The 10,988-nt window shown below is 44.5% G+C and carries 16 protein-coding genes and 2 tRNA genes; 2 read left to right on the forward strand and 16 right to left on the reverse strand.

Annotation, left to right across the window (positions count from 1 at the left end; translation table 11 throughout):
- Nucleotides 1-48: 48 nt before the first annotated feature.
- The 11 genes from ACI49J_RS10825 to ACI49J_RS10875 all read right to left on the reverse strand — a co-directional run bounded on the left by ACI49J_RS10825 (nucleotide 49) and on the right by ACI49J_RS10875 (nucleotide 7,749).
- Nucleotides 49-924 carry a ribokinase gene (locus ACI49J_RS10825; protein ID WP_011921330.1) on the reverse strand — a complete coding sequence of 292 codons (876 nt, stop codon included), beginning with the start codon at nucleotides 922-924 and terminating at the stop codon, nucleotides 49-51.
- The gene (gene thiD, locus ACI49J_RS10830; protein WP_011921329.1) at nucleotides 921-2,132 is read right to left on the reverse strand and encodes a bifunctional hydroxymethylpyrimidine kinase/phosphomethylpyrimidine kinase; all 1,212 of its coding nucleotides are present in this window, start codon (nucleotides 2,130-2,132) and stop codon (nucleotides 921-923) included. The genes ACI49J_RS10825 and thiD overlap by 4 nt, the downstream gene beginning before the upstream one ends.
- Nucleotides 2,133-2,278: 146 nt before the next feature.
- Nucleotides 2,279-3,466 (reverse strand): glycosyltransferase family 2 protein, encoded by a 1,188-nt coding sequence (locus ACI49J_RS10835; protein ID WP_011921328.1) that lies wholly within the window; start codon nucleotides 3,464-3,466, stop codon nucleotides 2,279-2,281.
- 101 nt (nucleotides 3,467-3,567) lie between these two features.
- Nucleotides 3,568-3,819 (reverse strand): hypothetical protein, encoded by a 252-nt coding sequence (locus ACI49J_RS10840; RefSeq protein ID WP_048059946.1) that lies wholly within the window; start codon nucleotides 3,817-3,819, stop codon nucleotides 3,568-3,570.
- Between the two features lie 14 nt (nucleotides 3,820-3,833).
- On the reverse strand, nucleotides 3,834-4,028 hold the full coding sequence (locus tag ACI49J_RS10845; protein WP_048059945.1) for a hypothetical protein: 195 nt from the start codon (nucleotides 4,026-4,028) through the stop codon (nucleotides 3,834-3,836).
- Nucleotides 4,029-4,167: 139 nt separating this feature from the next.
- On the reverse strand, nucleotides 4,168-4,497 hold the full coding sequence (locus tag ACI49J_RS10850) for a ferredoxin family protein (protein ID WP_011921326.1): 330 nt from the start codon (nucleotides 4,495-4,497) through the stop codon (nucleotides 4,168-4,170).
- 112 nt (nucleotides 4,498-4,609) lie between these two features.
- The gene (locus ACI49J_RS10855) at nucleotides 4,610-5,224 is read right to left on the reverse strand and encodes a trimeric intracellular cation channel family protein (protein ID WP_011921325.1); all 615 of its coding nucleotides are present in this window, start codon (nucleotides 5,222-5,224) and stop codon (nucleotides 4,610-4,612) included.
- Between the two features lie 17 nt (nucleotides 5,225-5,241).
- On the reverse strand, nucleotides 5,242-6,345 hold the full coding sequence (locus ACI49J_RS10860) for an ATP-binding cassette domain-containing protein (RefSeq protein WP_409366416.1): 1,104 nt from the start codon (nucleotides 6,343-6,345) through the stop codon (nucleotides 5,242-5,244).
- Nucleotides 6,306-6,890: a hypothetical protein gene (locus ACI49J_RS10865; RefSeq protein WP_409366417.1), complete on the reverse strand. Its 585-nt coding sequence runs from the start codon at nucleotides 6,888-6,890 to the stop codon at nucleotides 6,306-6,308. The genes ACI49J_RS10860 and ACI49J_RS10865 overlap by 40 nt, the downstream gene beginning before the upstream one ends.
- Nucleotides 6,887-7,411 carry a hypothetical protein gene (locus ACI49J_RS10870; RefSeq protein WP_240253970.1) on the reverse strand — a complete coding sequence of 175 codons (525 nt, stop codon included), beginning with the start codon at nucleotides 7,409-7,411 and terminating at the stop codon, nucleotides 6,887-6,889. The genes ACI49J_RS10865 and ACI49J_RS10870 overlap by 4 nt, the downstream gene beginning before the upstream one ends.
- Nucleotides 7,412-7,675: 264 nt before the next feature.
- Nucleotides 7,676-7,749, reverse strand: a tRNA-Lys gene (locus ACI49J_RS10875).
- A gap of 219 nt (nucleotides 7,750-7,968) precedes the next feature.
- Here ACI49J_RS10875 and ACI49J_RS10880 point away from each other — a divergent pair.
- Entirely contained in the window at nucleotides 7,969-8,223 is a 255-nt protein-coding gene (locus ACI49J_RS10880; protein ID WP_048059944.1) for an AbrB/MazE/SpoVT family DNA-binding domain-containing protein, read from the forward strand.
- A gap of 252 nt (nucleotides 8,224-8,475) precedes the next feature.
- Nucleotides 8,476-8,637, forward strand: coding sequence for a hypothetical protein (locus ACI49J_RS10885; RefSeq protein ID WP_409366418.1), 162 nt, complete (start codon nucleotides 8,476-8,478; stop codon nucleotides 8,635-8,637).
- A gap of 81 nt (nucleotides 8,638-8,718) precedes the next feature.
- On the opposite strand, the gene ACI49J_RS10890 is transcribed toward ACI49J_RS10885, so the two are convergent.
- The 5 genes from ACI49J_RS10890 to ACI49J_RS10910 form a co-directional block, all read right to left on the reverse strand.
- Nucleotides 8,719-8,810 (reverse strand) — tRNA-Lys (locus ACI49J_RS10890).
- Between the two features lie 242 nt (nucleotides 8,811-9,052).
- On the reverse strand, nucleotides 9,053-9,274 hold the full coding sequence (locus ACI49J_RS10895) for a hypothetical protein (RefSeq protein ID WP_240253958.1): 222 nt from the start codon (nucleotides 9,272-9,274) through the stop codon (nucleotides 9,053-9,055).
- Nucleotides 9,261-10,181 carry an NAD-dependent epimerase/dehydratase family protein gene (locus ACI49J_RS10900; protein WP_240253956.1) on the reverse strand — a complete coding sequence of 307 codons (921 nt, stop codon included), beginning with the start codon at nucleotides 10,179-10,181 and terminating at the stop codon, nucleotides 9,261-9,263. Before ACI49J_RS10900 ends, ACI49J_RS10895 begins: the two co-directional genes overlap by 14 nt.
- Nucleotides 10,182-10,280: 99 nt before the next feature.
- Nucleotides 10,281-10,574 (reverse strand): hypothetical protein, encoded by a 294-nt coding sequence (locus ACI49J_RS10905; RefSeq protein ID WP_240253954.1) that lies wholly within the window; start codon nucleotides 10,572-10,574, stop codon nucleotides 10,281-10,283.
- A complete protein-coding gene (locus ACI49J_RS10910; RefSeq protein ID WP_011921317.1) occupies nucleotides 10,571-10,957 on the reverse strand; it encodes a 30S ribosomal protein S8e in 387 nt (128 codons plus the stop codon). The genes ACI49J_RS10905 and ACI49J_RS10910 overlap by 4 nt, the downstream gene beginning before the upstream one ends.
- Between the last annotated feature and the right edge of the window lie 31 nt (nucleotides 10,958-10,988).

Consider the following 10,988-nt stretch of genomic DNA (forward strand, 5'->3'; position numbering starts at 1 on the left):
TCCTATACCCTCTCATCTGCGTCCTCTAGATCACAGAGACCTGGACACTCATGGGAGTGGGATTTCCGGGTACTTTTCCTTGATCTCTTTCCACGTTGGTCCAAGCGCTCCATAAGTGGTAACTGAGTACGAGGCTATAATGTTTGCCTTTTCAACCGCGGTCTCCAGGTCGTAATCCCTTTCAAGGAAAACCGCCAAAGCTGCATTAAAGACGTCGCCTGCGCCAGTGGTATCCACGGGGTTTACCTTGATTGTGGGTATCCTCACCGACTTGCTCTTGGTATAGATTATTGCACCGTTTTCTCCAAGAGTCACTATCACAGCACGTTTGACCCTCTTTAGCAATATCTGTGCTCCATACGACATATCATCTGAATTACTGATCTCCTGGAACTCAACCTCATTGGGGGTTAATATATCCACATAATTGAGTATTTCAACATCATTTAACTCTGCGGGAGCGGGGTTCAAAATCCTGATACCGGAAAACCCTGACAGTGCCCTCTTCACCACATCTTCCCTGATCTCGAGCTGAGTGAGCAATACTTTCCCCTCTAGACACCCGTCTAGGTCCTCTGGGGTTAATTCGTAGTTTGCCCCTCGGTTCACCACTATCATAGTCTCTCCACCACCATTGAGTAAGATGTAAGCCGATCCGGTATGGGCATTCTTCACCCTTACACATGAGGTATCCACGCCCTCAGAGCTGAGAAAGTTTATCGCATTTTTACCATTCGCGTCATTTCCGACTGCGCCTACGAACCTCGCTCTTGCTCCCAATCTAGAAGCTGAGACTGCTTGATTGGAGCCCTTTCCCCCATGACCTACTCTGACTTCCTGAGCAAATACTGTCTCTCCAGGTATAGGAAAGTGATTGAGCTTGAACGTCATATCAAGGTTATAACTTCCCACTACGGTTATCAATTCCTCAGGACCTCCAGTTTCTCCATAATCTCACTTAAACTGTTTCCCACCAAGACTGCCCTCCCATCTATCATTACCAGATCGCCGTAAATTCCACTTTCAGAAATTTTCAGTTTACCGCCCTCACAAGCATTTAATATCTCGTTTGTCAAGGACACCAAAATACCAAGCCTCTTGCCAGTTTGTTTCAAGGCCTTGTGTACTATATTGTAGTACCAGTTCACCACAATGGGACCATCTACCTTAATCCAGTCAATGTACCTTATGATCCCCCCGGCTAAAGTTGCGAAATCCCCATACTCTGTTAGGACACCAATGTTCATTTTTTCCTCATGAGTTATCATTTTCTTAACGATTTCCTTGTTCCTTTCAAGAAATTCCACAAGTCTCTCGAGATCCTCCCTGGCTTGGTTAATCTTAACCACCCTCTCCACAGAGGAGAAAGGATCCACTGGCCCGTTCCCGTGACCAATTGCAAGAGAGAATTTGATTGCCTCACTTACAACTTTCTTAGCCTCCCTTAACGCGTCGCGTAGATTAAGACCCTTGCTCAGAAAGGCCGTAATTGAGGCGGAAAATACATCACCACTCCCGTGAAGATTATCGGTATTTATTAATTCTCCACGTAGCTCAATCTCATCGCCATCAACGACTGCGAAATCATATCCTCCAATGGCTTTCCCTCCCTTTACCACAACGTTTACACCCAAGCTCTTATAGAGGTGCAATGCTGTATTTCTTAGATCATCTCGAGTTCTTATCCTAAATCCAGTTAGTCTTTCCGCCTCATATTTGTTGGGGGTTATTATCAGGGATTTTCTAGCTAGCCTCACTATATCCCTTACCACTTCCTCGGTTACTAGAGGGTAACCACTCTTTGATATCATAACTGGGTCTAGGACTAGGTTAATTCCATATTGTGTCAGCTTTCTCTCCACAGCGTCAACTATCCTGCTCGATGCAAGCATTCCTGTCTTGGCATACTTAACCTGAAAGTCCTCCATTATAGTATCGAATTGGGACTCCACAAACTCTGGGGGGACTTCCAGGACCTTGGTGACTCTAGCTGTATTCTGGGCAGTCAAACCAGTTATGACAGATACGCCGAACACGCCAAGAGATGTAAAGGTCTTGAGGTCTGCCTGAACTCCAGCCCCTCCTCCTGAGTCACTTCCTGCTATTGTCATCGCAATGGGTCTTTGCATCATGTCAAGGTAAATGTGGATGGAGTTAGAGATATTTCTTTGGATTCAAGTCCCATCAATTGGGAGAAGGTAGATCCTGCCTGTCATGAACTATCTAGTACAATACCATGAATACTCGGACTCAGAGAGCCAGCATCTCAACTAGGCATCTATGGTCTCGGCACATCTACCGTGATCTTACCAGACCTTTCCGTCTTACTCCATCCCTTAGGTGCGCCAGCCAATTCTAGAACAATGGAAATTAAATGGAGACTTATGGTAAAATTAAGATATAATGCGGATAGAATTATATAAATTGTTTCAATCATATGTCTCCTGGATATCATAATTATTAGAAGAAGAGTCATCATGGACGAAAACGAGATAATAGCAGCTATAAGGACGTGCAATTGATATGAGTAAATAAAGACAAGGGAATAGTTCGCCAAGCTTAAAACCATGAATACTGGAGTGCCTACTAACATAGCTGCATCTACCAACCTCCAAGTAAACTTAAACCTAGAGATCCTCATGGTAAGCTCAAAGTTACCCCTGTACCACCTTAATCTCTGCCTAACTAGTGAACTGAATGTAACCGGGACTTCCCTCCAGCTCTGAACAGAAGGTGAGTAAACGATCAAATAGTTCAAGCTTGTTAGTTTTAGGCTGAGATCTAGGTCCTCTGTAAGTACATTCTCGTTCCAACCTCCCACTTTCTCCAAGGCATCTCTCCTAACGAAACTACATGTACCCTCAAGTGGTACGAAAAGGCCTGCTCTGGCCCTTCCTGAAATCGAGTACTCACTGAACAACTCTTCTAGCGAGGCTAACCTAGCCACTATGCTTTCCCTAACATTGATGGGGACTAACCTTCCCTGTACGCCTCCTACTCTAGAATTAGAAATAAACTTCTGGGCTACATAACCTAACACGTCAAGTCTAGGTACAGTATCGGCGTCAAATACGCCTATAATATCTCCCCTTGATATTTTCAATCCATAATTGAGGGCTCTGCTCTTCCCATTAACGACATTGCTCTTTTCCAGATGGACACATTTGATAATACTATACATTTCTGAAAATTTATTGCATACCCCTAACGTGTTGTCTGTAGATCCGTCCTCTAGGACAATTATCTCATACTTTGACCTATCATATTCTTGGTTAACTAGCCTTTCAAGGAGTCTCCCTAGGACTTTCTCTTCGTTCCTCACCGGAACTAACAAGGAAAAGGATGGGCCTGAGGAGGTTTTGGGCTCATCGGATTTCCAGGACAACCCGTAGATAGCGAAGGCAGAGTTATAGACGCTCCATATGGATACTATGATACTAAGTCCAATTACAATGTCATCAAGCATTGAAGATTATTCTCTGGACTCCTAATATATCTTGCCGGTACCCTAAACCTCTAAAACTTGACTTTATGACCGAGAACTAGTCTACAATAAGAAAGAAGGTATTATTGAATCCTTATTCCGTGAATCTCTTCTACTAAGTTCTTTAACTCCAGCATTGTTAGAGTCATATCGAGCTTGGCCCTCCTGATCCCATAATTGCTTCTTCTCTCCATTAATTTACCCGCACCGTAAATGGCTAAACCTGTCACAGTCGTTAAATGAAATGGATCGTCTAATCCAAAGGCTATGAACTTACCTACCCCCTGTATTACCTTACCACGGGGCTCATAATCACCCAATAAATCTTTCATGATAACGATATTGTCGGCTACTCTTTAATCAGAATTGGCTGAAATATTCTTCTGATCCAGCTCCTATTTGCCCTTTGGGAATACCTGCTCTGTTGCCTTGCTAACTTTAAAGCAAGTCTCTTACTAATCCTGAACCTCTTGTTTCTTCCGGTCCACCCAGCGTTGTACAACTTTGACCTGTTACCCAACATGTCGTTGTAAACCTTGAACAATATAAGACTATTCTAAACTTAGTTTGATCTTGATTTACAACCTCTACTACGTAAGAAGAGATCTGGATACCATCTCCTCATTTTAGAAAGTCTGGAAAACAAAGTAGTGCGTAGGACCTTGCCATAGAAGGGGAAAAAGTTATGGAGGCTTCACATCTATTGCTGCCACTGGGCATACATTCACGCAGGCCATACAGAATATGCACGCCTGTTCATTGACCGGGTCCGCCTTCTTTTCGCTGGCCGGATGACCAGGTGTATCGTACCACTGAAACACGTTCACTGGACATGCGTTTATACATGAGCCATCGGCTAAGCAGAGGTCGAAGTCCACCCCCACTATGGTCCCATGAATCCCCAGTGCCTTCTCCTTTGGAACTGGTGGAGGGTCAGCCGGCGCATATACCTTGTGGCCAGCGTGATCCCCGGTTACTGGCCTAGATGTCCTGAAGTTGGGATCGATTCCCATGGTTTATCCGACCACTACTATCCACCACACTAAAAATAATTTGACCCCGAACATTTACGTGATACTCCGAACGGGAATTTTCCTTCACCCTTGAATTACACTTTCCCTGGGCCTAACGGCTCAGGCCTACTTTCGGGAGTTCCCACTTTCTTAGTATCGCTACTATTCTAAGGACGGTTACGAACACAAACGTAGAGATAAGGGCAGAACTTCCCCCTAATAAACTGTAGGAGGGATAGAAGATTAGACCACCTAGAATCGTGGGGGTAGCATAGAAGTCCCTTTTCAAGACGCTCGGAACCTCATTGGAAAGAAGATCTCTAACTACTCCTCCCCCAACTGCCGTGATTGAGGCCAATATCGCTACCCCTATTACGTTGAGTCCATGCTCTATGGCTATCTCTGCCCCCGTGGCGGTGAAGGTACCTAGCCCTATGGCATCAGCGATAAGTAGGGCCTTTGAAAGGTTCTCTATGTACCTGTAAAAGAACACTGCAAGGACCGAGCCTAAGATGGCGAGTAGTGGATAATCCATTACCCTAAGGTTGGTTGGAGGATAGATACCGAGAAGGATATCCCTGATTATACCTCCTGCAAGTGCTGTGGAAAAACCCAGTACAAACACGCCCAATAGGTCCAACTTCTTCTCAAAGGCCTTTAAAGAACCTGATATCGAGAAGGATACTATCCCCACCAGGTTCAGCGCGGATAGGATGTCCTGTAGCATGATTCTTATCGCGATCCTCAACTTAAAGAGATTATTTGGTCGCAGATGGGAATAACGTCCTTGTCATGAGTAGCCAAAATTAAACCTCTCCTTTCCTCCCTTAAAAGTTCGACCATTTTCACAAAATTTTGTAATCCGTCACCGTCCATGGCTGTGGTAGGCTCGTCCAGTCCTATGACCTTGTAACCTGAAGCGTAGGCTGAGGCTATAAGCACCCTCATCTTCTGACCTAGGCTAAGCGTAAAGGGGCTTCTCTCCCTCAGTTCAGTGAGACCGAAAAGGGAAAGCGCGTCATCATTACCCACTTCATCAGCCACGGTCTCGTAAAAGAACTGCAAATCAAGGTTCTGAAAGACCGAGTATATCTTCTTGGAGAGTTTCCTGAGTATGGTGGTCTTTCCGACACCGTTCTTACCTATTAAACAGACCACCTCTCCCTCTCTTACCTTCAACCTCAGCCCCACTTGAACGTCTAGAATCTCGGATCCTGGTGACCCTCTTTGATACTCTATCTGAAACCCCCTGAGTCCGTTCCTCCTCAAGAATTCCTGGTCCTCCAGCTTCTCCTTGTCAACCTCTCGCACGTCTCCTGACAAAAGGTAAACTCTTTGAACGAGGTTGAGGAGATGTTTAGTCCTGTGCTCTGATATTAGACTTCCCTTTGGTATTGAGCCTAGGACAAGTTTGATTCCCTCGTCGTCGAGGTTAGATAGTGGCTCGTCGATTAGCAGGTACTCAGGTCCGTAGGAGAGCACCGAGGATATCACAAACCTTTTCCTATATCCATCGGACAACTTGAAGAAATCCGTGGAGAAGTAGGGACCCATTAACCTCTTCCCGATCTCAAAATTCACATGATGAAAATGGGACATTAGTCTAAGCTCATCTTCAAGAGTAGTGGCCAGAATTTGGGAACTAGGGTCTTGGAATACAGCAGAGAGCAGCGAGTAATCCTTTCTCTCACAGAAATCTTGGTCGTCCAGTAACACATTGTGCCTCTGACAAAGAATGGAGTTGATCAGGGTAGTCTTACCGCTCCCATTCCTTCCCACCAGTCCTACTATCTCGTCCCTCTCCAGCTCTACTTTACCAGGGAGATAGGGATGAGTAATGACAAGCAAATTGTAACAACCCCCGCAGTAATGGGTAGGACATCGTATTTTGAGGGCTTGAGGTCTATTCTCCTAGAGAATTTACCGTGTAACTTTATTTCGTAGGCCTTGTTTAAGTCCTCCGCTATCTTCACCATCTCAACGACTATGGGTCTTGATAACTTTTCAACACTGAAACCTAGTTTTCTTGCCCTCCTATAGAAGAACACATCTGAGGCCAACTGATAGAATAACGGAATGTAACTTAACGTTATCACCAGTGGTATCCCCTTCTCGCCCACTAGGCCCACTAAGGATACCCTATCAAGAAATTCGGAAAGGGAGAGGAAGACGTTTATGAAAGTGAAAGCCCTCATCACATACGTGAAGATTAAGGGGTTGAAGTGGGAGGTGACAAGGTAGGAGAGGAAGAGCGCCAGTATTTCAGGTATCATAAACCTGTATTGTTTATATGTTAATCCAAGGGAAATTACTAAGCTCCAGAGTGGGACAAGATAGGAAGCTATAACGACGCAGGAGGCATAAAATGTACCATACCATACCTTCCATTTCACTTTATCACACCTGATTTAATGAGGAATTTTCCTATATTATTGGATATTACTCCCATGATTGCGCTTTCTCCAAAATAAAGGAGACTGAAGGCCAAGGTTAGAAGGGGAAGCTCGTGAATAGCAGGTATCCCGAGAAAGATGAAGCCGAACACAACGCTGAGCACCCCGGCAAGTCCTCCAGCTAGGGTCGTGTTGACCATTACTGCCTTAAATCCCCTGTAACCCACTTTCCTAGACACAGCCTCTACAACTACACCCACAACCAGGAAGGTCGCGCTTAAGAAGAGAAGGAAGAATAGCCCGTAGAGGAGTGCACTTATTAGCCCCACAAGAAGTGGGCCGTTTTTCTCATTAATCAGTTGAATCCCAACCGAGATTATTATGAGGGGGATTGTGAGAGTAAGAATTGGATCAAGAAACACGCTAAGGGCGTAGAGGGAGAGCGAAAGGCTCATGACTGCTGCTACTCCAAAGGAGGCTACTGAGAAGATTGAAGAATAAATAAGTAGTCTTCTATTCATGAGATATTATATCAGGGTAGACGGTAAAAGTTTAAGCTATGTCAGTCTGATAGATCGAGTTTCGGCTATGATCTGAACACACTAGAGTGCACAGAAAGTCCGTCACTAAGTAATTTCAATCCTTGCTGAATGTTGCGCTGTTCGTCTTAGTCTCAAGGCAAAATGGAGTGGAAAAGTCCTTGTAGACCTCTCTATGTTAAGTTTAGGGTTTATTCGTCAATATCTCTCCTAGAACGCTGTAGCGTGAAAAGTGGGGGGATGTAGCGGGCCCGCCGGGATTCGAACCCGGGGCCTACGGGTTAAAAGCCCGCCGCTCTACCTAGCTGAGCTACGGGCCCCCCGTCATACATGAAAAACTCTACGATATAAATTTTTGGAACTTACTTCATGACATGTAAATCTCACTTCATAATCTATTTGTGTCAGGTAAGCTAGATTGGTATCTTTTTGTTCACGATAGTAGCTTTCCAATGCAAGGAGTACTAGAGCTAGTAGGACTGTGGGAATATCATGTCAATTTTCGGAACGTTTATTTAGAATACGGTAAAGATAATCATGTGGAGAAATACAGGGTGAGAGTCGGAAAGAAAGGGGAGCTGTATCTTCCAAAGGCTCTTAGGCAGAAAACAAGGATTAAAGTAAATTCTGAGGTTGAAGTCAGAATAGAGCGAGACAGGATAATAATCGACGTGATACCATCTCTGGAGGATCTATTATCAAAAAGGAAAACGGTTAAACTAACCCCTGAGGAGTTTGAGGAAATAAGCGAGGAAGTTCAGCGTGAAATCGCTGAAGGAGAAAATTCTTCTTGATACATCTTTCCTCTTGCCTCTATTTAACGTGGACATAGGGATTGAAGATTTCAATGATCTCTTTCCCGATTAATCAGGCAATTTGAAGCTAGTTATAGTCCACTGTCGCTAGTTGAAGCTAAGTGAGTGCTCTTACGGCTTCGAAGAAGGGGAATTGAGTATCGACTAGAAGATTATATTGACGGTCTACGATATATACTAAATAACAATGAGCTTCACCGGATTGATGTAACAACGCCGGAGGTTGAGGAGATGGCTGATAAATACATGGAGACAATCCAAGACTATTTCGACAGAATGCTATACGCATCAAGCCTGGTGAATGAAATGAAATTCCTGACCTTAGATAATGCTCTGCTAAAACTAGAAAATACAATAAGCTGGAATGAGATCAGAAAGATCCTCATGAGATAGAGCTCGAAGCCAGCACTTAGGCTTACAAGATTCCTGTATTACAGTCCTTGCCAAGAGTTATAGAAGCGAGAACTATAAGTGTGGCGGGCTCGCCGGGATTCGAACCCGGGACCTACGGGTACCTCCCGTTGTGGTTAAGAGCCCGTCGCTCTACCTGGCTAAGCTACGAGCCCAGGGTAAAGCTAAGCAAAATAGATCAAGTGGATATTTAAAGTAAACGAGCCATACCCTATCCTTCACTCCCTGAAGCCCCTCATACGCGTGGGTAGTTCACGTATGGGGACTTCTGACGCAATCGAGTAGCGCGAGGGATAAGTCAAAATGATTTGAGGATTGAAAATAACCATGTGGGCTGAATGGGAAATCACCCCTCACAGGGAAAAGACCCACCCACTAATTGAATGGACTGAGAGAGTCATCTCTCATCGTCTGGAATAGTTAACATAATGATCCCAGTATAGGCTATGTACCCAAACACAATTAAAATAACTAGAAACTCTATGAAATGGATGAGTATAGGAGGTATTTTCTGAAATATCTCAAACCTGTATCCTAGAAATAGATTAGCGAATGATAAGATAATAATAAGAATGGAAAAGGTGACCATTAAGGCTCCAATTAGCCTAAACCTTCTCATAGCCTAACAACCTTAATGCTTCCCTCGTAGCCCGTCTAATCACTTCCCTAGAGGAGAGAGTCGGTGCCCAACCGAGGGACTTTATCTTAGAGATGTCGAGCAACATTAATCTCACGTCTCCCTTCCAGCCCCTTCCGTTATCTGCATCCCGGTACACATGAACAGGCCTTAGTCCCATTTCCTCTTCCACGATACTAGCTATCTCGTCTACGGTTATCCAATCCTCATTCCCCACATTGAAGTAATCGTATCCTCGCCTGTGTCTATCCTTAAGGAAAAGAACCGCCTGAATGAGATCGTTAACATGAAGGTAGCTCTTGCGCTGTTTCCCATTTCCCAGAATTTCGAGGGTTGTGGGGTCTTTCATTAACTTTTTAATGAAATCTATTACTACGCCGTGAGAAACTCTACCACCCGTAATGTTTGCTAGCCTTAGGGATAGGGCCGTTATCCCATAATTCTGAGAGTAGAACCTCGTCATTTCTTCCCCCATTAACTTGAAGAGACCGTAGTTGGAGATTGGATTTGTCTCCGCAGTCTCTGGGGTGGGGGTCTTTGCCTCCCCGTACACTGTAGAAGACGAGAAAAACATGAAGAACTTGCAGTCCGATTTCCTGGCTGACTCCAGTGCATTAAGGGTAGCCTTTACATCCCTTTCGAAATGTTCCTCAATATTCTCCATGGACGTTCTCACGTCTGGGTTAGCTGCTAGGTGATACATTGCGTCGCAACTCTCAAGCTTGGGAGATTGTGACCGAAGATCTATCCTCTGGAACTTAGCCATGGAATTAATGTAGTTACCACTTGAAAGATCGTCCAGCACTAGCACTTGATTGCTCTGTTGAAGTAAGGCATCCACTAGATGTCCTCCTATGTAACCTGCTCCTCCAGTAACAACTGAGACCATTTAAAGTTCTAGACACGTTACAGATTAAATAGTGAGCTGTGCCATACTTCAGGTGAGAACTAATTCCTGCGAAATGCCTGAACCGGACCAAAATTCGACTCATGGGTTTCTGTAACTGCCTGATTGGGGTGATTGTTTTAACCTTTGGTAAATTGCCTTCACGGTGGCCTCCTTAGAGCCTAACTTCTTCACCGCAACTAATCCCTTTATCTTACTAGCTGGATGCTCCTTCTCTAAAACAATAGGGTCTAGATTTAATGCCTTGGACGAATCAAGAAGGTCCTTTAGTGTTACCTTCAGCCTTGGAAATCTCCTACCCTTCCTTCTGCTTGGAGCTATAAAGTAGGCCAGCCAAACAACGACCCTCTCCTTCTCAAAATCCCTTAAGCTCATTGTTGCATCAGTATAGCGTTGATGACTCCATGTTGTCCAGGTCTGGACGTAACTAATGCTTTCCCGATCTCAGTCCTAATTATGGATCCCTTTACTATTATTCCTCTTCTAGCATATTCCCTGTTTGCAGAGCTTTCAATAACCTCTAAAATTTTTACCTTCTTGGCCGTGCCATCGCTCAAGTTTATTACATTAGCGTAAGCAGCGTACGTGAGCCTCACCTTAGCGTTTCCCCCCAACACTCTTGCCTTCTCTCTTATATCCTCGGAATAAACCTTTGTTTCTGTGGGCTGGCTACCTATCTCGAATTTCCTCTTCCCCCTTGATACGTTCTTCTTTCCGCCTGTAATTTTCCTCAAGTCCCTACCTTGATATACACCCATTAGCGTTCAGAAAATCATTTGCCCGAGGATT

It is taken from the genome of Metallosphaera sp. D4-4 (genome assembly GCF_046245145.1).
Taxonomy (GTDB): domain Archaea; phylum Thermoproteota; class Thermoprotei_A; order Sulfolobales; family Sulfolobaceae; genus Metallosphaera; species Metallosphaera sedula.

Bases quoted from the DNA above. Each gene is read 5' to 3' on its own strand.
- ACI49J_RS10870 (WP_240253970.1), bottom strand. From the start codon at position 7,411: ATGAATAGAAGACTACTTATTTATTCTTCAATCTTCTCAGTAGCCTCC.
- ACI49J_RS10835 (WP_011921328.1), bottom strand. From the start codon at position 3,466: ATGCTTGATGACATTGTAATTGGACTTAGTATCATAGTATCCATATGG.
- thiD (WP_011921329.1), bottom strand. From the start codon at position 2,132: ATGATGCAAAGACCCATTGCGATGACAATAGCAGGAAGTGACTCAGGA.
- ACI49J_RS10905 (WP_240253954.1), bottom strand. From the start codon at position 10,574: ATGAGCTTAAGGGATTTTGAGAAGGAGAGGGTCGTTGTTTGGCTGGCC.
- ACI49J_RS10855 (WP_011921325.1), bottom strand. From the start codon at position 5,224: ATGCTACAGGACATCCTATCCGCGCTGAACCTGGTGGGGATAGTATCC.
- ACI49J_RS10900 (WP_240253956.1), bottom strand. From the start codon at position 10,181: ATGGTCTCAGTTGTTACTGGAGGAGCAGGTTACATAGGAGGACATCTA.
- ACI49J_RS10895 (WP_240253958.1), bottom strand. From the start codon at position 9,274: ATGAGAAGGTTTAGGCTAATTGGAGCCTTAATGGTCACCTTTTCCATT.
- ACI49J_RS10910 (WP_011921317.1), bottom strand. From the start codon at position 10,957: ATGGGTGTATATCAAGGTAGGGACTTGAGGAAAATTACAGGCGGAAAG.
- ACI49J_RS10885 (WP_409366418.1), top strand. From the start codon at position 8,476: ATGGCTGATAAATACATGGAGACAATCCAAGACTATTTCGACAGAATG.
- ACI49J_RS10850 (WP_011921326.1), bottom strand. From the start codon at position 4,497: ATGGGAATCGATCCCAACTTCAGGACATCTAGGCCAGTAACCGGGGAT.